A 21886-nucleotide genomic window follows, 5' to 3' on the forward strand; every position below is an offset into this window, starting at 1 on the left:
TCACTTTATTTAGAATCTCTGCTATAATTAAAATGATAATTTTAAAAAAGGAGGTACTTATTTATGGAAGCTAATAGTTTAAAAACAGCAAAATCTGCTATTAAAATGTCAATTTCAAGTCGGAGTGAAGAAAAAAAATTAAAAAAAGAATTTGCTAAAAAAGATATAAATACTGCTGCGGTTGATTTTGGTGGTGAATTTAATAGTTCAGTTCCCGAAATTATTGAAAGAGCAGTAATTGCAGCTAAAAGAGAAAATATTATTGAAGCTTCTCATACTGATCAAGGAGCAGTTGCTGGAGCAGCTCATGATGCTTTAAGTCAAATGATGCCTAGAACTATAGGGTTAAATGTTGGTGGTAAAATTGGTATTGCTCGAAGTGGAGAACATATAGTAGTTGCAATATTTTTTGGAGTAGGGATGTTTAATCTAGATGAAGTAACTGTAGGACTTGGTCACCGCTCTCTAAAATAAAATTTTTAAATAACCATATTTTAAAAACTATATTTGACAAAAGCGTTAACATAATAGTATAATGTAGAAAATCAAATAACTGGTAGGATGGTAATACGGTAGGAGAAAATTGTAGCTAAGTTCTGGTAATTATTAAAACAAGGGGTTTTTATACCTAATTTTAATTGCTAGAGTTACTTAAACACTCCTTTATGGGGTGTTTTTTTATTATTCCCACCACCAGTTAGAAAGGGGAATAAAAAAATGAAAAATAAGATTTTATTTATTATGTTTCTAGTATTTGCTTTAATTTTAGGCTTAAGTTTAGCAGTAGGGGCAGCAGAATATCAAATTGGAATTTCACAATTTGTTGAACATCCAGCTCTAGACGCAGCACGTGAAGGTTTTATAGAAGGGCTTTTTGAATCTGGATTCAAAGAAAAAGAAGTTAAATTCTTAATTCAAAATGCTCAAGCAGATATGCCAACAGCTCACTCTATTGCTCAAAAATTTAAGAATTCAAATTTGGATTTAGTCTTAGCAATTGCAACTCCAAATGCTCAAGCCGCTGCAAATGTTATTAGTCAAACACCTATTCTTTTTACAGCTGTAACTGATCCAGTAAAAGCTGGGATTGTTAATAGTATGGAACTTCCAGGCTCAAATTTAACTGGTACTACTGATCTCAATCCTGTGATAGAACAAATTAAATTAATTAGAGAATTTATTCCAGAAATTAAAAATTTAGGAGTTCTATACAATCCAGGTGAAATTAATTCAGTTGTTCAAATTGACCTAGTTAAACAAATAACTGATAAATTAGAAATCAAACTTCATCAAGGTACAGTTAGTAATAGTAGTGAAGTAAGTCTTGCTACTTCAGCTTTAATAGGTAATGTTGAAGCAATTTATATTCCAACTGATAATATAATAGTTTCTGCTTTACCTTCTGTTTTAAAACTAACTAATCAAAATAAAATTCCTGTATTCGCTTCAGAAAATGCTCATGTTAAACAAGGGGCAGTTGCAACTTTAGGAATTGATTATCGATTATTAGGTAAACAAACTGGAAAAATGGCAGCAAAAATACTAAAAGGAGAAAAAACTGCAAAAATGGCAGTGGAAAGTTCAAATAAATTAAAATTATACTTAAATACTAAAGCTGCTGAAAAATTGAAAATTAAAATACCAGAAGCAGTGCTTAAAAGAGCTGATATTATTTATAATAAATAATCTTAATTAAATTATTTAAAATAGGAGGTGTTTTATGAATCTTAGTTTTGCAATTACGTCTATAGAACAAGGTTTAGTTTTTGGAATTATGGCTTTAGGTGTTTTCATTTCTTTTAAAATTTTAGATTTTGCTGACTTAACTGTGGATGGAAGTCTACCTTTGGGAGCTGCAGTTTCAGCTAGATTATTAACTTTAGGCTTAAATCCCTTAGTTTCACTTGGAGCAGCTGTTATAGCTGGAGGATTAGCAGGAGCTATTACTGGTTTTTTAAATACAAAATTAAAAATCGCTCCTCTTTTATCAGGTATTCTAACAATGACTTCTCTCTATTCAATTAATTTAAGAATTATGGGTAGACCCAACATACCTTTAATTGGAAAAGAAACAATTTTTTCTATTCTTAAGCAAATAGGAATTCCTTATCCCTGGAATAATTTAATTCTTTTAATTTTAGTTATTCTTGCTGTGAAATTAGTTTTAGATGCTTTTTTAAAAACCCAAATTGGTTTTGCACTTAGAGCCACTGGTGATAATCCACAAATGATAAGAAGTATGGGAATTAGTACAAATTCAATGAAAATGTTAGGACTTATTCTTTCTAATGCTTTAGTTGCACTTTCAGGTGCCTTAGTTGGTCAATATCAGGGATTTGCTGATGTTAATATGGGGGTTGGAACTATTGTAGCTGGTTTAGCTTCTGTAATTATTGGAGAAGTAGTAATTGGTAAAAAATCAATAATGATTACAACAATGGGAGTCATAGTAGGTTCTATTCTTTATCGTTTTAGTATTTCTATTGCACTTAATTTAGGCTTAGCTGCCTCTGATCTAAAATTATTAACTGCAATATTAGTTGTAATTTTCTTATCGACTCCAAAAATAAAAAAAGCATTGAGGTGATAACATGCTAAATATCAAAAATTTAGAAAAAATTTTTTATAAAGGTACTCCAAACGAGAATATAGCAATTAACAAATTAGATTTAACTGTTAATAAAGGAGACTTTATTACAATAGTAGGTAGTAATGGAGCAGGAAAATCAACACTTTTAAATTCTATAGCTGGAGTTTTTCCAGTTGAAAATGGGTCTATTATTTTAGATAGTCAAGATATTACTAAAAAATCAGAATATAAATGTGCCCAAAAAATTGGTAGGGTTTTTCAAAACCCTTTAGCTGGTACTTCACCAGAAATGACAATTGAAGAAAATCTATCACTTGCTATTTCTAAATCAAATAATCTTTCTTTAAAATGGGGACTAAATAAAAGTAAAAGAAAAGTTATGAACAAACATCTTAAAAAAATTGATTTAGGATTAGAAAAAAGACTAACAACTAAAGTTAAACTTTTATCAGGAGGACAAAGGCAAGCCTTAACTCTTTTAATGGCTACTGTGGCTAATCCTAGTCTGCTTCTATTAGACGAGCATACTGCTGCTTTAGATCCTGCTACAGCAATTAAAATTAAAAATGTAACTGCTGAATTAGTTAATGAGAATAATATTACTACTTTAATGATTACACATAATATGGAAGATGCGATTAAAATGGGGAACCGTTTAATTATGATGGATGGTGGTCATATTATTTATGATATCAAAGCAGAAGAAAAAGAAAATTTAACTATTAAAAAATTACTGAAGATGTTTGAAATTAAACATGGTGGCAAGTTTAATAATGATAGAATGCTACTTTCAGTTTAAATAATTAGATATTAAAAGGGCTCCCTCTTTATCTTAGGGAGCCCTTTTAACTTATAAATTTTTTATCCTTTTACTGCTCCTGCTGTTAAACCAGCAACAATCCGTTTTTGAAAAATTAATACTAAAATAACTATTGGAATTGTTACCATAACAGCTGCTGCCATAATTTCTCCAAATGGTTCTTGACGAGCAAATTCGCCTGAAAAAAATTGAATAGCTACTGGCACAGTTCTCGCACTTGGATCAATAGAAGTAAAAGTTAAAGCAAATAAATATTCATTCCAAGCTTGAATAAATGATAACAAACCTGTTGTTACTAAAGCTGGAGCAGTAAGGGGTAATAAAATCAGATGAAAAGTTTGAAATGGAGTGGCACCATCTACTTGAGCTGACTGCATTATTTCAACTGGTAACTCTTTAAAAAAGGAAGTTAAAACCCAGGTAGTAAATGGTAAAGTAAAGAGTAAATAACTAAAAATCATACTTATACGGGCACTTAAATTAAGAGCATTAATTACAGCATATAAACCTGAAAGAACTGTAACTTGTGGAAACATGGTCATTGCCAGTATTACATAAAGAGCAGGTGTTTTACCCTTAAATCTTAATTTACCTAAAGCAAAAGCTGCAAAAGACCCTGTTAAAAGGGCTAAAATAGTAGTACAAGTAGCAACAATTGTACTATTAATTAATCCCCTAACAAAACCACCATTTGAAAAAATAGCTTTATAATTTCGAGTAAAAAATGATATCTCACCTGTATTTGGATTGCGTGGAATTAAAGTTGCAGGAGTCATATTTAATTGAGCTTCTGATTTTAAAGAAGAAACTATAGCCCAATAAAATGGAAAAAGTAGATAAATAACAATTACTGCTAGGACAAAATAGAATAATATTTTTCTTAGCTTCTCTTTGCTTTGTCTTCTCATTCGGTATCAACTCCCAGGGATTTCATATAAAAAATAGCAAAAGCAAAAATTATTATAAAAATTATTACTCCAATTGCAGAAGCCATTCCCATTTGTCTAGCCGATATTAATTGAAAATAATTAAAACTTGCCATTGAATATCTTTTCTGAGATAACATTACCTGAAAAACATCAAAAACTCTTAAAGCATCTAAAGTTCTAAAAATTAAAGCTACAGCTAAAGAAGGTTTTAATAAGGGTAAAGTAATATTAAAAAATTGTCTAAACTTACTGGCTCCATCCATCTCTGCTGCTTCATAAAGCTCATTTGGAATAAGCTGTAAACCTGCTAAAATTAATAAAGCCATAAAAGGAGTAGTTTTCCAGACATCGACTGCAATAATTGCTGGAAGCTGTAAACTATTATTACTTAAAAAAGAATAACTATTTTCTATAATTCCCAGTTTATCTCCAATCATATTAAATAAACCTGCTCTAGTTGGTTCAAACATCCATTCCCACATTCTAGCTGAAACAACAGTGATTACTGCCCAGGGAACTAACATCACTGCTCTCATGGCTCCTCTGCCCTTAAATTCACTATTAACTACTAAGGCAACTATTAAACCCAAAACAGTTTCTAAAAAAACAGAAAATATTGTAAAGATCAAAGTATTCCAAACTGCTTGAATAAAATCAGGAGTTCGAGCTCCTACTACATATCTTTTCCCAAAAAAACTAAATTCAAATGAGGTTCTATATAAATGTGGATCACGTGGCAAAACTTTAATGGGCCTTTGATACTTTTTGTCTCCACTTTCCTGATTAACTTCTTGTTTGCCAGTTTTTTGATCAATTATCGGATCAAGTTCTTTTATTGTAACTGATAAAAGAGCTTTATAATTATCTAAACCTACAAAATTAGTTTCTTTACTTGAAGCAAATTCTTTATCAGTAAAACTTGTATAAAAAACTTGACCTAAAGGATATAATGCAATTATAATTAAAATTAAAAAAGCTGGTATTAATAATTTAAAAGCTAATTTTTGTTCTTCTTTTGCCAAATTGGATGATTGCTTAGCTGCCATTTATTATACCCCCTTTTTATAAAGCTGGAGAGTTTAAACTCCCCAGCTTAAATTAACTCTATGGTTTTATTGGTTCTCCACTTTCAAAATTAGTGGTATCTTTTAAGTCTAATTCTAAATATTCAACAGCAGATTGAGCATCACTTTCACCAGTTAAAACTGAATGTACAGCCTGAAAAAATAATTCTGATACTTGATTATAATTAGGAGCAGTTGCGGTAGAAGGACGAGCAACAGCATTTGTAAAGACATCATAAAGACTATCAAAGAAAGGAGCTGCTTCTAATACATCCTCATCTTGATAAAGAGATTTAATTGTTGGATTAAATGCTCCCTCAACAGCTCTCATTTTTTGAACTTCTTCTCCAGCTAAAAACATAGCTAATTTAGCTGCTTCTGCAGGATGTTCACTATATTGACTTACACCTAAATTCCAGCCACCTAAAGTTGCTGCTGATTTACCACTGTCTCCGGCAGGTAAAGGAGAAACATTAAAATTACCAGCAGTTGCTTTACCTTCTTGACCTGCTAAAGCATAAGCATAAGGCCAATTTCTCATAAAGAGAGCATTACCAGCTTCAAACATTGAACGGGCATCTTCTTCACCCATTCCAGTGACTCCAGTTGGAGAAATAGTTCCTACCCAACCAGCAGCCTGATCTATAATTTCAATTGCTTTTTCATTATTAATAGTAATTTTTTGATCAGGACTAACTATTTGTCCACCACCATTAGAATAAGTCCATTCTAAAGCATCACAAGTTAAACCTTCATAAGCATCTCCCTGCCAGACATAACCATAAAAATCTTCATTTCCAGCTGCTTTTTCTTCTTCCATAATGTACTTAGCAGTTTTTTCTAATTCTGACCAAGTTTTAGGAACTTCTCTATCATATTTTTCTAATAAATCAGTTCTGTAATATAAAAGCCCAGCATCTGTAAACCAAGGCATAGCAACTAAACGCCCATCAGTAGTAGTATTATTCTCTACTATAGCCTGAAAATGTTTATCAATAACTTCTTCAGCACCATAATCATAAAAATCTATAAAATGTTCAGCTAAATCTCCAGGCCAAATAACATCTATTTGATAAACATCTACTTTTGGACTTTCAGCTTCTAAAAACTGTAAATAAAGTCCTAATCGATCATTTGCCAAATCAGGAGTTTCTAAAACTTTAACTGTTATATTAGGGTTTCTTTCCATATACATTTCTGCAGCTTTAATTGTTAATTCTTTTTCTTGGCCTACAGCTCCCCCAGCTACTGTTAAAGAAATTTCATCTTCAACTTTTTCTGCCATCTCTTCTTCTTCTATTTCTTTTTCAGGAATTTCTTCGTCTGTAACTTGATCTTGACCAGTAAAGTAGAAAAAGGCTCCCCCAATAACTACCAAAGCAATTAATAGAAAAACTAAATTATTTTTTTTCATTTATTTACCCTCCTATTTTGTTGGCCTAAATTATTTGATCGAACTTAAAAATCACCCCACTTAATAATTTTAAAATTAATAATTAAATTTTTTATTCTTTTAAAAAATTCTTACTATTTAACATTTTAACTATTAATTTAAATATTCCTGCAAATAATCAATAATTAAGTAAATATTTTTCAGCTAATTCATCAGCAAACAAATAATTATCAACAGCTCTAAAAGATTTTAAAATTGGTGAGTCTTTAGCTAAAATCTCTGCTATAATTTGATATGCTTGTTGTTGTTTAGCAGAATCACTAGTTATTTTTAAATAATTAATTAAATTATTAAGTCTTTTATTTTTATAATTAAAATAGTTATTTGAAGAAGTTGAATAAAAATTATCAAATATAAATTCAAATTGATTTTGATAAGTATAACTCATTAAAATTAACTGATTTTCAAAATTATTATTTTTAAGACTTTTTAAATATTCAAGCCAATCATATTTTTTGAAAATAAAATCAATTTCTTTTTTTTCGAAATTTTGCTTTAAAAAAAGTGCAATTGCTCGACTTTGTTCACTATTATTAATATTTAAAAGAGCTAATGTATTTTTTTGAATATGATTATCAATTAAATCAATTGGATTATTTTTAAAATTTGAATTATTTAATAACTCATTTTCAGACTGAAACGAATTAATAATTGAATTATTATCTAGTTTAAATTTATTTTGCTTAAAAAATCTCTTTAATTTTTTTAGCTCAGTTCTATTGTTTTGTTCATCAGCAACTAATGCTAAAAAATAATAAAAATCTTTCTTTTTTTGTTTTAACTGATAATTATTAAAATAATTTTTATGATCTTGATAATATTTAAGCTCTTTTGTATTTAATTGATATAAATCAAATTTATTATAATCGTTTTTAAAATCCAAATTGGCAAAATTAAATTCAATTTGATTTACAGAGTTCAATTTTTTATTTAAATTGTTTTTTTGCCAATGCTCTTTATTTTTTTCTAATAAAAGTCTATCTTTTAAAAAATTTTTAACCCTAAATCTACCTGTCCCAATTGGTTTTAAATCAAATTTATTTTCTGAGGCAGCTTGAACTGCTATAATTGCCATTGGTTTTTTAGCTAAATTATAAATAAAAGGATAATAAGATTCCTTTAACTCAATTCTTAATTGATATTCATCTATAACTTTAATACCCGAAATATTATTATCTGTCCCCTCTCTATAATTCTTATAGCCTTTAACTCTTTTTAACAAATCTGCATAAGGTGACTTGTTTTTTGGAGCAGCTAAATATTCAAAATAATTTTTCCAAGCTTGTGCCTTAACCTTTCTCTCAGGCTGTGGAACCTCTATTCCTTTTTTTTCATATGCTTGAAAATAGATATCTTCTTTTAAAATAAAATCAAATACAGAAGCAGAATTATTTACTTCCCAACTTTTAGCCAAAAAGGGAACTATTTTTCCTTCTTGATCATATTTAACTAAATTCTCAAAAAGGTGATTAATAATCATTAACTCACTTTCAGTTGAACCATAAATAGGATTTAAAGTAAAAGGCCTTTGCTTAATTTTTATTTTTAAATTATTTGTAGAATCAGCTGCCTTAAGATTAGGTACTAATAAAATAATAACTAAAAATGTTAAGAAAAAAATCTTTTTAAAATTCATTTTTATCCCCCAACTAAATTAAATATTCTTGATATTAATATTATTCTTTAAAAATAATAAAATCCCTGCCTTAATTAAATTTAATTAAGACAGGGAAAGAGATATAAGCTATTTAATTATTCTTGTTCTAATAAATGGCAGGCCGCAAAATGACCATCTCCATATTCTTTAAATTCAGGTTCTTTAACAGAACATAAATCAAAAGCTTTAGGACAACGAGGATGAAATCTACAACCAGAAGGTGGATCTACTGGTGAAGGAACATCTCCTTTTAAAATAATTCTATCCTTTTTCTTTTTAGGATCTGCTTCTGGAATAGCAGATAATAATGATTGAGTATATGGATGCATTGGATTTTGGAATAATTCTTCTTTTGAAGTTAATTCCACTATTTTACCTAAGTACATTACAGCTACTCGATCACTAATATGCTTCACTACACTTAAATCATGAGCGATAAAAAGATAAGTTAGCCCATATTCTTTTTGTAAATCCTGAAGTAAATTTACTACCTGAGCCTGAACCGATACATCAAGTGCAGATACTGGTTCATCAGCAATAATTAATTTAGGATCAACTGCCAAAGCTCTAGCGACTCCGATTCTTTGTCTTTGACCACCACTAAATTCATGTGGATAACGGTGCATATATTCTGCACCTAAACCAACATTTTCTAAAATTTGCTTAACCCTTTGATTTCTTTCTTTTTTGTTTTTAGCTAATTTATGAATATCTAAAGGTTCACCAACAATGTCAGCAACTGTCATTCTTGGATTAAGTGAGGCATAAGGATCCTGAAAAATAATTTGCATATCACGTCTAATCGCACGCATTGATTTTTTATCTAGATCCATAACATTTTTACCTTCAAAAACAACTTCTCCAGCAGTTGCTTCTAAAAGTCTTAAAATTGTACGACCAGTAGTTGATTTACCACAACCAGATTCTCCAACAAGACCGAGGGTTTCTCCTTCTTTAACTGCAAAGGAAATATCATCAACAGCTTTTACATGAGCAACTGTTTTCTTAAATATTCCTGCTTTAACTGGAAAATACTTTTTTAAATTTTTAACTTCTAATAAATTCTCAGCCATTATTCTAAAACACCCCGATCCTCATAAATTCTTTCTCCTCTTTTTTTAACTTCTTCTAAATCTTCATAACGCCAACAACGAACTTTATGTCCTTCTGCTGCATTTTCTAAAGGTGGTTCTTCATTGTAACATTTACCTTCAGCTAAAGGACAGCGAGTATTAAACTTACATCCTTCTGGAAAATTCAAAGGAGAAGGTACACTACCAGGAATCGCTTCTAAACGATCTACATCTTTATCTAATTTTGGGATTGAATTCATTAACCCCCAAGTATAAGGGTGTTTAGGATCTGCAAATAAAGTATCTACATCTGTATATTCTACTACTTTACCAGCATACATTACTGCTACTCTATCTGAAACCTCAGCAATTACTCCTAAGTCATGAGTAATCATCATAATTGACATTCCATAACTTTTTTTAAGCGAATTCATTAATTCCAAAATTTGAGCCTGAATTGTTACATCAAGAGCTGTTGTAGGTTCATCTGCAATCAATAATTGAGGATCACAACTTAAAGCCATTGCAATCATAACTCTTTGTCTCATACCACCAGATAATTGATGAGGATATTCATCTACTCTCTGTTCAGGGAGTGGAATACCTACTTTTTGCAGCATATCGATAGCCTGTTTTTTTGCTTCTTTTCTATTTACCTTTTTATGCAGCATAATCGCTTCCATAATTTGATCTCCAACTGTATAAACAGGATTTAAAGAAGTCATTGGTTCCTGAAAAATCATAGAAATATCATTACCACGAATTTGCCGCATTTCTTTTTCACTAATTTTAGTTAAATCTTTACCTTTAAATTTTATTTCTCCACCTGCAATTTCTCCAGGAGGGGATTCAACTAATCTCATTATTGATAAAGAAGTAACACTTTTACCACATCCTGACTCACCTACTATACCTAAAGTTTCACCAGGATAAATTTCATAATCTACTCCGTCGACAGCTTTAACTACTCCTTCTTCTGTATAAAAATAAGTTTTTAAGTTATTTACTTCTACTAAAGCTTCTTTACTCAACAAATTCACCTACCTTATTAAAGTCTAATTAAATTAACAATACTAATTAAGTTTAGGATCTAAAATGTCACGGAAAGCATCTCCGATTAAATTCCATGATAAACAGAACAATGTAATTGCTATCCCTGGAATAATCAAAGTATACCAATAGTATAAAGGATTACCTTCTACTCCTAAAATCCAATTACGAGCAAAAGAAATCATTTGTCCCCAATCTGCATAACCTTCTGGAGCTCCTACTCCTAAAAAACTAAGAGTAGATGCCGTAATAACCATTGATCCCATTCTCATTGAGGCCTGAATTACAACTGGGAAAATTGTATTCAAAATGATATGCCTAAAGATAATTCTAAAATCATTTGCTCCTAAAGCAAGAGCTGCCTGAACAAACTCATCTTCTTTAACTGATAAGACTTGAGACCTCATTAGACGAGCAGTACTCATCCAACTAAAGGTTATTAAGGCTAACATTACATTATCTATTCCCTGACCTAAAATTGTCACTAAAACTATAGTTGCAATTATAAAAGGAATTGACATAAATATATCAGTAATTCTCATTAATATTTCATCAATCCAGCCACCATAATAAGCTGCTACTGTACCAAGTAAAATACCAACTGAAGTACTAATTCCAACTACAATTAATCCAATCCTAAAAGCAGTTCTTGTTCCCCAAACAATTCCATAAAATATATCATATTGGCCTTCAGTTGTTCCAAAAATATGTTCTTCACTTGGAGGCTGTGGTTCTGTTGACCAGCCTGCTCTTGGAATTAAATAAGGTTCATCTGCATCACGAGGTGGTGCAATCCAAGGTGCAAAAACTGCAATCACTATAAAAAATAAGATTATTAAAATACCAAACAAAGATATTTTATTTTGTAATAAACGTTTAATAACTTCTTGCCATTCCACTACATGATCACTCCAATCTAATTCTAGGGTCAATTATTGCATAAGAAACATCGACAAATAAATTAATCAAAATCAAGAGAAAACCAAAATATAAAGCTCCTCCTAAAACACCTGGATAATCAAGCTGTTGAGCAGAATTAGCCATAAATTGACCTAGGCCTCTTATGTTAAAAATACTTTCAACAATAACTAGACCTCCTGCTAAACCTAATATCATCTGACCAGCAACTGTAACAACCGGAATTAAAGCATTTCGAACAGCATGTTTATAGACTACAATGTTGTCTGCAAGCCCTTTAGCTCTAGCAGTCCGGATATAATCTTTTTTTAATGTTTCTAACATATTAGAACGAGTGATTCTTAATATAAAAGCCCACCATAAAATTGAAATTGTCATTACTGGAGCTATCATATGTCTAATTGCATCTAAAACAATAGCAAAATCAAAATTTAAAATTCCATCTAAAATATACATGCCAGTATAATTAATAAATTCTGCCGAACTAACTATTTCAGTAGCCCAATTAGATAATCTTCCTGGAGGCAGCCAACCTAAAACTCCATAGAAAATCATTAAAACTAATAAACCAAAAACAAAAGAGGGAAAAGACCATCCAACTACTGCAAAAATTCTAATTATATGATCTATGGCCTTGTTATGATGAACCGCCGATAAAACCCCTAAAATAACACCACCAAAAATAACAGGTATTAAAGATAGTAAAGCTAATTCTATAGTAGCTGGGAATCTATCAGAAATTGCTTTGGTTACAGGTGCTCCTGCAGATTCTGACCAACCAAAATCACCTTTGACAACTCCACCAATCCAACGTCCATATTGTTCATACCAGGGATCATCAAGGCCATATTTGGCTATTAATTGATCAACATCCTCTACTCCTTTTAATTGAGCTGGATCAGTAATATAAGTACTTAACCTTTGATAAGGACCTAACATCATAATCATTGAAAAAATCAATAAACTTACCCCAAAGAGGATTATCGGAAGTATTAATAAACGTCTTGCAATATAAGCTATCATCCTCTATATCCATCCTTTCCAACTTTTTTATTATATATACAATAAATGGCTGAGGAAAAAATATTCCTCAGCCATTTATCGAAATATTTTTTCTAAATATTTATTTTATTTATCTAATGAATAAAAATACTGTCCTGGATCTCTAATTGGATCATAATACCAACCTTTTATCCAATCTCTCATAACAACCTGAGCTGTTGGTTGATAGAGATAAAAATCAGTTGCATTTTCATGAGCTATTTTCTGAATTTCTTTATAAATCTCAGCTCTTGCTTCTGGATCAGTTAAGGAAATTGCTTCAGCAATTAAAGGATCAATATTTTCTTCAGCAAATTCTTTATAAGATTCACCTTTAAATCCACCATAAGTTCCTGTGCTGCTCACAAAAGGTATGACAAAGTTATGAGGATCAGCATAATCTGCTCCCCAAGCTATAAACCCTAAAGTAAACTTATGAGCAATTATTTTATCAAGGTAAGATGCCCACTGTACACCACGTACATTAACTTTAAATTTAGGATTAATACTCTCAACATAATATTTAATCATATCAGTAGCACTTTTACGAACATTATTTCCTGTATTATAAAGAATTGTTATTTCAAATCCTTTTTCCCATAATTCTCCATCAAAAGCCTTTTTGAAATGTTCTTCAGCTTTATCTAAATCAAAGTCATAAGTTGGAGAATCATCACTATAACCTAATAATGGCTTAGGAATTGGCCCATGTCCCTGCTGACCATCACCATCTAAAACTTCATTAAGAAAAGCATCATAATTCATAGAATATAAAAATCCTTTTCTAACATTAATATCATTAAAGAAATCAGAAGGAACTCCTTTTCCATCTAATTTACCACTATGAACATCAGGATTACCTTCAGTAGCTATACTATAATTCATTAAACCAGCACCCATATAGATATTTGGTAAACCAGTAATTACTTCTACCCCATCCATATTTTCAACCTGGTTCATATACTGCTTATCTACATAAACTAAATCAGCATCTCCACGCTCTAACATTAGTTTGCGAGTTGACCATTCATCAATCATTTTAATAATTACTTTTTTGATTGAAGCTGGTTCTCTCCAGTAATCATTATGTCTATTTAATATTATTTCTTCTCCATTAACCCATTTAACAAATTCATAAGGTCCTGTACCATTCATTTTGTTAAATAGTGGATCGTCTTGTTTAGAAGGATTAGTATATTGAGCAATAGTTTCTGCTTTACCATCCCATCCTCCTTGCTCAATTGTCCATTCTTTATCTAAAATAGAAGCAACCCCATTATTTTGCACAATAATACTTAAAAATGGAGGAAATGCCTTTGGTAAATGAAAAACAACACTATTACCATCTATTTCGATTGATTTTTCTAAATATGCATAAACTTCAGCAGATTCTGCAGCAGTTAAATCTTTAGCTGCTTTTTCTTCTCCTAAAACTTCTTCAATCACAGCTGCCAAAGAACTTTTTTGTACTAAAGGTGAATAAATCATTGTAGCTGGTCCACCATCACGATCTTGAATTAGAGATCTTAAAAAACTATATTTAACATCTTCTGGAGTTAATTTATTTCCATTATGAAATACTACATCTTCTCTGATTGGAAATTCATAAACTGTACCATTTTCTCTAATTAAACCATTTTCTACAGTTGGAACTTCTGTTGCTAATTGAGGTAAAAATTTAGTTGTATCACCTTTATCAAACTTAATTAAATTTTCATAAACATTATTTACAATCTCTGCACTTGCGGAATCATATTGGAAATGAGGATCAAGACTATCAATAGTTCCCATATTAACTTCTACAAATGTATCAGGATTCTTAACTTCCTGAGCACCTACCACTGAAATCACTGAGAAAACTAAAACTAAACTTAATAAAATTATTAATTTTTTTTGCATACTCGAATTTCCCTCCTAATAATTAATTTAATTAACAAATTAACATAAAAAAATAATCCTAAGCCATAGTTTTAACAATTTTTTTAATTTTGCTAATAATCGCCCCCTTTAAGCTAAATATCAACTCAATAAGAAAAAAATGCTAATACAGTTATATTATTTTAAATTTACCTATCTTAAATTATATAATTAATTTACAAAAAAATCAAGTTGTATCCAATTATATCTTAATTTCTTTGGTAATAATTCCTAGTTGAAATAACTCTTCTGACAAAATTATCTGTTTCAGAAAATGGTAATTTTAACTCTAAATCAGCCTGCCAGCCTTGATTAGTCCATTGTCTAACATTATCTTCACCAGCATTATAAGCTGCAATAGCTTTTATTAAGTTTTTGTCAAATTTTTGATATAGATAAGCAAAATACCAACTTCCAAATTTAATATTTGTTTCTGGATTTGTTAAATCTTCTAATTTGAAATCTTCATAATTAAGTTCTTCTGCTATCCAAAAGGCAGTAGTTGGCATCAATTGCATTAAACCTATAGCTCCTTTATGTGACTTAATATTTTTATTAAATCTACTTTCTACATAAATTAAAGCTGTTAATAATTCTTTATCTAAAGAAAATTGCTCAGCATATTTGTCAATTTCTTTTTGATATCTTATTGTAGAAAAATTTCTCCTAACTGTCCATAAATCAAGATTGTTAAAAAATAAAAATCCTAAAAAAACAGTTAGAAGAAATACTATAATTAGTTTATTTAAATTCTTTCTCAACAAATTATTTTATCCTCCTAGTTTAAGTCTTATTTTTTTCGGCTAAAGAATGGATAATCATTTCTGCAGTTGCTAGATTTGTGGCAAGAGGGATTTGATGAACATCACATAATCTCAGTAATGCACTAACATCAGGCTCATGTGGTTGAGCAGTTAAAGGATCTCTTAAAAATATCACTCCATCTAAACGTCCCTTTGCTATTTCAGCACCAATCATCTGATCTCCACCAATTGGACCAGAAGCCATCCTTTCAATTTCTAAGCCAGTTTCTTCAATTAAGCGTTGACCTGTTGTCCCAGTCGCTATCAACCTCATTTTTTTTAAGACTTCTTTATGCTTTTGGGCAAATTTTATCATATCTTCCTTTTTTTCATCATGAGCAACTAAAGCTATTCTAATCAATTTAGAATCCACTCCTTTTAAAATTTTATTCCAATTAGAGTCTAATTTAGATTTTAAAGACTTAATACTCGAATTATTTTCAATTATTATATCGGCTTTTGGCTTTTTTTCTTCTAAACTCATTTGAGATTTTATTCTTTTTAATGCCTCTTTTTGATTAAGTCCATTTCTCTTTTTCAATCTTTTAATTTGCTCTTTTTGGGAACTAGAAATTAGCCAAACTTGATCACAAAAATAATCTAAACCAGTTTCAAATAAAAGTGGAGCCATAAAAATAACTAGTTCATCATTAGCTAAATATTGATGAGCTTTTTCCTTCATTTTATAAATAATTAAAGGATGTAATAATGATTCCAATTTTTTTCTTTTAGCTGAATCAGAAAATATTATTTGACCTAACTTTTCTCTATCAAGCTCTTTTTTTTCTGTTAATACTTTTTCACCAAATTCATCTACAATCAACTGCCAACCTTTTTTACCTCTTTGACTAAGTTGATGTGAAATTTGATCTGCATCAATAATTTTAGCTCCCTTTTTTTCTAAATATAAAGCAGCAGTTGATTTACCAGTCGCAATTCCACCAGTTAAACCTATAATCATTTTATCCACCTACCTTTTATTTTTGACACTGAGGACAAAAATATGTTGAACGACCACTAATTTTAATTTTTTTAATTTTAGTTCCACATTGATAACATTTTTTTTCTTCTCTTTGATGTACTCTTAATTCTTCTTGAAAAGAACCTTTTTCACCAAAGGCATTAACATAATCACTAAAACTTGTACCTCCATAAATTATACCTTTTTGTAAAATTTCGCGCATATTATAATAAATAGCCTCTTTCTCAGATTCACTCAATTGATCTGCAGTTCTATCTGGAAGAATTGCAGCCCGAAAAAGAATTTCATCTGCATAAATATTTCCAATTCCTGCAATAAATTTTTGATTTAAAAGTAAAGATTTCATCAAAGCTCTTCTATTTTTAAATAATTCCTTAAAATCTTCTAAAGATAAATTATCGCTTAAAGGTTCTGGCCCTAAAGTTGCCAAACCTCCAGCCTGTTCTGGCTGATCTCTATCAATTAAGTAAACTCTCCCAAACTTTCTAATATTATTAAAGCGAATTTCTTGGCCATCATCAAGACTAAAAATAACATGAGTGTGTTTATCTCTAAAATCTTTAACTTCTTTGACTAAAAGCTTTCCTGTCATTCTTAAGTGAATCACCAAATTTTTATAATTATTGAGCTCAATAATTATATACTTACCTCTTCTTTTAACTTTTTCAATCTTTGCTCCAAGTAAATCTTTTTTAAAGGCTTTAATATTATTTTTAGGGTAAGCAATCATATTTTTTTCTCTAATTTCTACTTCTGTCACTTTTTTATTGCGAATTAAAGGGCCTAAACCCTTAACTACAGTTTCTACTTCTGGTAATTCAGGCATTTTTATGCACCTCATAATCTTCTTTATCTCGCCAATTTTCTCCAATTTGTAAATCAACTATTAATGGTACATCTAATTTAGTTGTATTTTCCATTTTTTCTTTAATTAATTCTGCGGCTTCATCTAAATCATTTCTATTAACTTCAAATACTAATTCATCATGAACTTGTAATAAAATATTCAAATCTAGTTCAGATTTCTTTAAACAGCTATAAACATCTAACATAGATTTTTTCATAATATCAGCAGCAGTTCCTTGAACTGGAGTATTAATTGCTGTTCTTTCAGCAAAAGAACGGCGATGATAATTACTACTATTTATTTCAGGAATATAACGTCTTCTACCAAACATTGTCTCTGCATAACCTAATTTTTTAACTTTTTCTATTGTTTGTTCCATATATTTTTTCACTCCAGAAAAACGCTCAAAATATTTATCAATATAAGTTTGAGCCTCTTCAACTGGAATATCTAAGTCTTGACTTAAACCATAGGCACTCATCCCATAAGCTATACCAAAGTTAATAACTTTAGCATGACGACGCAAATCAGGTGTAACTGCTTCTGCTTTAACTTCAAAAACTTCAGCTGCTGTTTCAGTATGAATATCAGCTTCATTATTAAAGGCTTCTTTTAATTTTTGATCTCCACTTAAGTGAGCAAAAACTCGTAGTTCTATTTGAGAATAATCTACAGCTAATAAAATCATATCTGAACGAGAAGGGATAAAGGCTTTTCGAATTTCACGTCCCTCTTCAGTTCTAATCGGTATATTTTGCAAATTAGGTTCAGTACTACTTAAGCGACCAGTTGCTGTTACCATTTGATTAAAAGAAGTATGAATTTTAGCAGTTTCATCATTAATCAATGGTGGTAATGAGTCAATATAAGTTGATTTTAACTTAGCTAGTTCTCTGTATTCTGAAATCAAAGGAATAATTTCATGTTTTCCTTCTAATTTTTCTAAAACACTAGCATTAGTTGAATAACCAGTTTTGGTTCTCTTAATAACTGGTAATCCCAGTTTTTCAAATAAAATTTCTCCTAACTGTTTAGGAGAGTTAAGGTTAAACTCTTCTCCTGCTAATTTGTGTGCTTTGTCTGTAATTATAGCTAATCTTTTACCTAATTTTTCTGATAAATTAGCAAGCCAGTCTTTATCAACTTTAACACCATTTAACTCCATTTGAGCTAAAACTTTAATTAAAGGAAGTTCAATCTCTTGATACAAATTAAGCAAATTATTCTCTTTTAGCTTAGTAATTAATTTTGTTTCTAATTCAAATAGTTTAGAAGTTTTAACAGCTAATTTCTGTTCTGTTTCTAGTTCTGTAAAAGATAAACTTAATTCGTGACTTAAAACTTCTTCTAATTCTGGTAAAGAAGAAGATGGCTGTAATAAATAAAAAGCAAGTAAAGGCTCAAAACTAATTCCAGCAACTTTAACTTCATTTTTTAATAAAGATAAAAAAGCCAGTTTAGCATCTGGCATTAATTTTTTCACTTTTTTAGATTCAAGAATAAATTTAATTTCTGCAGCTATTTTGGCTTCTGGATGATAGATATACATTTTAGTTTCATTTTTAAAATAAAATAATATTTTATCTATTTTACCAGAAATAGCTTTACTACCTGTTTCTAATTTTAAAGCTACTGCTAATTCAGTTTTTGTCAGAGCTTTTTCTTTAAAATCACTTAAATTATCCTGATTTAAAAGTTCAAATTCTAAATTTTCTAAACTTAATTCTTCTTTGAAATCAAAACGATCTAGTAAAGAAGTAAAGCCTAAATTTTTAAATTGTTCAGCTACTTTCTGGTCATCATAAAGATCTAAACGACATTTTTCAAAATCAATTTCTATCGGCACATCTCTTTTTATTTTTCCTAGTCTATAACTTAATCTTGCCTGTTCAGTGTATTTATATAAATTTTCTTTCCGTTTTTTACCTGAAACTTGATCAATATTAGCTAGAATTTCTTCCATTGTTCCAAATTCTTTTAATAATTTTAAAGCAGTTTTTTTCCCAATCCCAGGTACTCCTGGTATATTATCAGAGCTATCTCCCATTAAGCCTTTACGATCAATTAATTTTTCTGGAGTTAACTCATATTTTTCCATTACCTTTTCTTCATCAAACTTGATTAAATTGGAAATGCCCTTTTTAGTATATAAGATATTTACATTTTCTGAAACTAACTGTAAAGCATCTCTATCTCCAGTAACAATATAAACTTTATATCCTTTTTTCTCTGCTTGTTTAGAAAGAGTACCCAAAAGATCATCAGCCTCATATCCTACTTTAGAAACCATTGGAATTTCAAGTTTTTTAATAGTTTCTTGCAATAAATTAATTTGAGGTACTAGTTCTTCTGGCATCTTTTTCCGATTACCCTTATATTCGGGATATTCTTGATGTCTAAAAGTGGGCTCTTTTTTATCAAAAGTAATAATCATTCGATCTGGTTGCCACTCATCTGTAAGTGAAAAAAGCATTCTTACAAAACCAAAAACAGCATTTGTATACTCTCCTTGATCATTTGTTAATAAAGGTAAAGCATAAAATGCCCGATGAGTTAAACTATGTCCATCTAATAAAAAAAGTGTTTTTTGCTCCTTGTTTTCGCTATTTGACAAAAAAATCAGCTCCTATTTTAAACTTATCTGTTAAATGTTTTTTAATTGTAATCTTTCTTTTCTGCTAAGGGAAGAACAACAATAAACTTTGTTCCTTTACCTTCTATACTTTCTACATCAATATTACCATTATAACTATCAATAATCTGTTTAGCAATCGCTAAACCTAAACCAGAACCTTTATTTTCTTTTCTCGTCCGAGATTTATCAGCCTGATAAAAGCGATCAAAGACATTTGGCAAATCTGTTTGCGCAATACCTGGGCCATCATCTTCAACTGAAAAATAAAAGTTGTGAGCATCTATTTTATCTATCTCTATTGCAATTTTACCCTGTTGAGAACTAAATTTTACTGCATTGTCTAAAAAAATTCTTAATAATTGTTTAAATAAACTTTGATCTCCATAAAAATAAATATCAGCTTGTGCTTTAACTTCGATATTCGTATTTTTTTTCATTAATTCAAACTCTTTAACTATTTCAAGCACAAAATCATTGATCTTAAACAATTCTTCATCTTTTTTTAATTCACTATCATCACCACGAGCCAAGAGTAATAGATTTTCCATTAAATGTTTCATATTAGCAGTTTCTTTTTTTATAGCCTCAATAGCTTCATCTCGAACATCTTCTTTTTCTTTACCCCAACGATCAAGTAAATCAACATAACCTTTAATAACAGAAATAGGTGTTCTTAATTCATGTGAAGCATCTGAAACAAACTGTTTTTGTCTTTTAAAAGATTTTTCTAGTCGATTTAACATAGAATTAAAAGTCAAAGCTAATTTTTTCAATTCATCATCTGTCCCCCGAACTTCTAATCTTCGACCTAAATCACTAGAACTTATTTCTTGTGCTGTTTCAGTTACTTTATTAATGGGAGATAACATTTTTTTAGTTGTAAAATATCCCAAAAAGACAGAAGTTAAAGCTCCAATCCCAGCAGCAATAGTTAAAACTATTATTAAAAAATCAAGAAAGTTTTTTTCAAAAGTTATATCTCTAACAACTTGCAGATAACCTCTTGAAAAGACAAAGTTATTCATTGGAATTGTTTTAACTGCTAAAATTTTATTATCTGAACGAAACTCTTCAATTTTAGCACTAATTGGAATATCCATGTTTTCTAAATACTTAGATTGAGCATTTAATTGCCCATCTTTATTTAAAACTCTAAAAAATATATTTTCTTCACTACGACTAATCTGTTGCAAAATATCTTTATTAAAAAAATTAGCTGGATCTCCTACACCTGAAAATTGAGAAAGTACTAATTCGGTAGTATTATTAATACTTCTTTTAATATTATCATCAATAAAATTAGATAAGAAAAAATAAATAGATAAATTAACTAAAAAAATTAACATCATAAACATAAAAGCATAAAGAATTGTTATTTTCCAAGAAATTTTACTTTTTTTATGCACAAAATCAAACATTCTTATCTGACCTCAATACATAGCCAACTCCTCTAACAGTATGTATTATTTTTTGAGAAAAAGGATCATCAATTTTACTACGCAAATAACGAATATAAACATCAACAATATTTGTCTCACCTGTATAATCATAGCCCCAAACATTATTTAATAGTTTATCGCGACTAACTACTATTCCTTCATTCCTAATTAAATAAACCAAAAGATCATATTCTTTTTTAGTTAATTCTATTTCTTCACCAGCTCTTTTTACTATATGGGCATCTAATTTAACTTCAACATCAGCCGTTTTTAATATATTTTCATTTTCCAAATTACCTTCATCTCTTCTTAAATGAGCTCGAATTCTCGCTAATAATTCTTCAATTTCAAAAGGCTTAGTTAAATAATCATCAGCTCCAATATCTAAACCTTTTACTTTATCTTCTAATTCAGATTTAGCAGTTAACATAATTATAGGAATATCAGAAAACTCTCTTATTTGACTACAAACTTCCATCCCATTTAATCCAGGTAACATAATATCTAATAATAATAAATCAAAACTTTTTTCTTTCAAAATATTTATTCCATCATAACCATTATCAAATTTTGTTACTTGATAACCTTCATGTTCAAGCTCTAATTCTATAAATCTTGCTATTTGAGAATCATCTTCTATCAGTAATATTTTTTTATCCACTTTATTC

General features: G+C 29.7%; 19 protein-coding genes. 4 read left to right on the forward strand and 15 right to left on the reverse strand.

Annotation, left to right across the window (positions count from 1 at the left end; all coding sequences use genetic code 11):
- Positions 1-63: 63 nt before the first annotated feature.
- The 4 genes from HPRAE_RS07440 (at position 64) to HPRAE_RS07455 (ending at position 3389) form a co-directional block, all read left to right on the forward strand.
- Entirely contained in the window at positions 64-474 is a 411-nt protein-coding gene (locus tag HPRAE_RS07440; RefSeq protein WP_014553605.1) for a HutP family protein, read from the forward strand.
- Between the two features lie 243 nt (positions 475-717).
- A complete protein-coding gene (locus HPRAE_RS07445) occupies positions 718-1686 on the forward strand; it encodes an ABC transporter substrate-binding protein (RefSeq protein ID WP_014553606.1) in 969 nt (322 codons plus the stop codon).
- Between the two features lie 34 nt (positions 1687-1720).
- The gene (locus HPRAE_RS07450) at positions 1721-2587 is read left to right on the forward strand and encodes an ABC transporter permease (RefSeq protein WP_014553607.1); all 867 of its coding nucleotides are present in this window, start codon (positions 1721-1723) and stop codon (positions 2585-2587) included.
- 4 nt (positions 2588-2591) lie between these two features.
- Complete coding sequence (locus tag HPRAE_RS07455) at positions 2592-3389, forward strand: ABC transporter ATP-binding protein (RefSeq protein WP_014553608.1); 798 nt, start codon at positions 2592-2594, stop codon at positions 3387-3389.
- Positions 3390-3451: 62 nt separating this feature from the next.
- Here HPRAE_RS07455 and HPRAE_RS07460 read toward each other — a convergent pair whose 3' ends face one another.
- The 15 genes from HPRAE_RS07460 to HPRAE_RS07530 all read right to left on the reverse strand — a co-directional run bounded on the left by HPRAE_RS07460 (position 3452) and on the right by HPRAE_RS07530 (position 21879).
- Entirely contained in the window at positions 3452-4318 is an 867-nt protein-coding gene (locus HPRAE_RS07460) for a carbohydrate ABC transporter permease (RefSeq protein ID WP_014553609.1), read from the reverse strand.
- The gene (locus tag HPRAE_RS07465; protein ID WP_014553610.1) at positions 4315-5385 is read right to left on the reverse strand and encodes a carbohydrate ABC transporter permease; all 1071 of its coding nucleotides are present in this window, start codon (positions 5383-5385) and stop codon (positions 4315-4317) included. Before HPRAE_RS07465 ends, HPRAE_RS07460 begins: the two co-directional genes overlap by 4 nt.
- A gap of 58 nt (positions 5386-5443) precedes the next feature.
- Positions 5444-6817, reverse strand: coding sequence for an ABC transporter substrate-binding protein (locus tag HPRAE_RS07470; protein WP_014553611.1), 1374 nt, complete (start codon positions 6815-6817; stop codon positions 5444-5446).
- Between the two features lie 157 nt (positions 6818-6974).
- On the reverse strand, positions 6975-8492 hold the full coding sequence (locus HPRAE_RS07475; protein WP_014553612.1) for an ABC transporter substrate-binding protein: 1518 nt from the start codon (positions 8490-8492) through the stop codon (positions 6975-6977).
- A 116-nt stretch (positions 8493-8608) separates the two neighbouring features.
- Positions 8609-9586, reverse strand: coding sequence for an ABC transporter ATP-binding protein (locus tag HPRAE_RS07480; protein WP_014553613.1), 978 nt, complete (start codon positions 9584-9586; stop codon positions 8609-8611).
- On the reverse strand, positions 9586-10617 hold the full coding sequence (locus HPRAE_RS07485; RefSeq protein WP_014553614.1) for an ABC transporter ATP-binding protein: 1032 nt from the start codon (positions 10615-10617) through the stop codon (positions 9586-9588). The genes HPRAE_RS07480 and HPRAE_RS07485 overlap by 1 nt, the downstream gene beginning before the upstream one ends.
- A gap of 42 nt (positions 10618-10659) precedes the next feature.
- A complete protein-coding gene (locus HPRAE_RS07490) occupies positions 10660-11535 on the reverse strand; it encodes an ABC transporter permease (RefSeq protein ID WP_014553615.1) in 876 nt (291 codons plus the stop codon).
- A gap of 7 nt (positions 11536-11542) precedes the next feature.
- Positions 11543-12577, reverse strand: coding sequence for an ABC transporter permease (locus HPRAE_RS07495; protein ID WP_014553616.1), 1035 nt, complete (start codon positions 12575-12577; stop codon positions 11543-11545).
- Positions 12578-12682: 105 nt separating this feature from the next.
- Entirely contained in the window at positions 12683-14494 is a 1812-nt protein-coding gene (locus HPRAE_RS07500) for an ABC transporter substrate-binding protein (RefSeq protein WP_014553617.1), read from the reverse strand.
- Positions 14495-14721: 227 nt separating this feature from the next.
- Positions 14722-15273, reverse strand: a complete 552-nt coding sequence (locus tag HPRAE_RS07505; protein WP_245528261.1) for a lytic transglycosylase domain-containing protein — start codon at positions 15271-15273, stop codon at positions 14722-14724.
- A 22-nt stretch (positions 15274-15295) separates the two neighbouring features.
- Positions 15296-16276, reverse strand: coding sequence for a dephospho-CoA kinase (coaE, locus tag HPRAE_RS11060; RefSeq protein ID WP_014553619.1), 981 nt, complete (start codon positions 16274-16276; stop codon positions 15296-15298).
- A 16-nt stretch (positions 16277-16292) separates the two neighbouring features.
- Positions 16293-17123, reverse strand: coding sequence for a DNA-formamidopyrimidine glycosylase (gene mutM / locus HPRAE_RS07515; protein WP_014553620.1), 831 nt, complete (start codon positions 17121-17123; stop codon positions 16293-16295).
- Positions 17116-19758, reverse strand: coding sequence for a DNA polymerase I (polA, locus tag HPRAE_RS07520; protein WP_014553621.1), 2643 nt, complete (start codon positions 19756-19758; stop codon positions 17116-17118). The genes mutM and polA overlap by 8 nt, the downstream gene beginning before the upstream one ends.
- A gap of 41 nt (positions 19759-19799) precedes the next feature.
- A complete protein-coding gene (locus HPRAE_RS07525; protein WP_014553622.1) occupies positions 19800-21197 on the reverse strand; it encodes a sensor histidine kinase in 1398 nt (465 codons plus the stop codon).
- Positions 21190-21879, reverse strand: a complete 690-nt coding sequence (locus HPRAE_RS07530; protein ID WP_014553623.1) for a response regulator transcription factor — start codon at positions 21877-21879, stop codon at positions 21190-21192. Before HPRAE_RS07530 ends, HPRAE_RS07525 begins: the two co-directional genes overlap by 8 nt.
- Positions 21880-21886: the final 7 nt, after the last annotated feature.

This window comes from Halanaerobium praevalens DSM 2228, from assembly GCF_000165465.1.
GTDB lineage: Bacteria > Bacillota > Halanaerobiia > Halanaerobiales > Halanaerobiaceae > Halanaerobium > Halanaerobium praevalens.

What these genes read in the sequence shown, in the direction of transcription:
- HPRAE_RS07440 (WP_014553605.1), top strand. Translation starts at nt 64, where the DNA reads ATGGAAGCTAATAGTTTAAAAACAGCAAAATCTGCTATTAAAATGTCA.
- HPRAE_RS07445 (WP_014553606.1), top strand. Translation starts at nt 718, where the DNA reads ATGAAAAATAAGATTTTATTTATTATGTTTCTAGTATTTGCTTTAATT.
- HPRAE_RS07450 (WP_014553607.1), top strand. Translation starts at nt 1,721, where the DNA reads ATGAATCTTAGTTTTGCAATTACGTCTATAGAACAAGGTTTAGTTTTT.
- HPRAE_RS07455 (WP_014553608.1), top strand. Translation starts at nt 2,592, where the DNA reads ATGCTAAATATCAAAAATTTAGAAAAAATTTTTTATAAAGGTACTCCA.
- HPRAE_RS07460 (WP_014553609.1), bottom strand. Translation starts at nt 4,318, where the DNA reads ATGAGAAGACAAAGCAAAGAGAAGCTAAGAAAAATATTATTCTATTTT.
- HPRAE_RS07465 (WP_014553610.1), bottom strand. Translation starts at nt 5,385, where the DNA reads ATGGCAGCTAAGCAATCATCCAATTTGGCAAAAGAAGAACAAAAATTA.
- HPRAE_RS07470 (WP_014553611.1), bottom strand. Translation starts at nt 6,817, where the DNA reads ATGAAAAAAAATAATTTAGTTTTTCTATTAATTGCTTTGGTAGTTATT.
- HPRAE_RS07475 (WP_014553612.1), bottom strand. Translation starts at nt 8,492, where the DNA reads ATGAATTTTAAAAAGATTTTTTTCTTAACATTTTTAGTTATTATTTTA.
- HPRAE_RS07480 (WP_014553613.1), bottom strand. Translation starts at nt 9,586, where the DNA reads ATGGCTGAGAATTTATTAGAAGTTAAAAATTTAAAAAAGTATTTTCCA.
- HPRAE_RS07495 (WP_014553616.1), bottom strand. Translation starts at nt 12,577, where the DNA reads ATGATAGCTTATATTGCAAGACGTTTATTAATACTTCCGATAATCCTC.
- HPRAE_RS07500 (WP_014553617.1), bottom strand. Translation starts at nt 14,494, where the DNA reads ATGCAAAAAAAATTAATAATTTTATTAAGTTTAGTTTTAGTTTTCTCA.
- coaE (WP_014553619.1), bottom strand. Translation starts at nt 16,276, where the DNA reads ATGATTATAGGTTTAACTGGTGGAATTGCGACTGGTAAATCAACTGCT.
- mutM (WP_014553620.1), bottom strand. Translation starts at nt 17,123, where the DNA reads ATGCCTGAATTACCAGAAGTAGAAACTGTAGTTAAGGGTTTAGGCCCT.
- HPRAE_RS07525 (WP_014553622.1), bottom strand. Translation starts at nt 21,197, where the DNA reads ATGTTTGATTTTGTGCATAAAAAAAGTAAAATTTCTTGGAAAATAACA.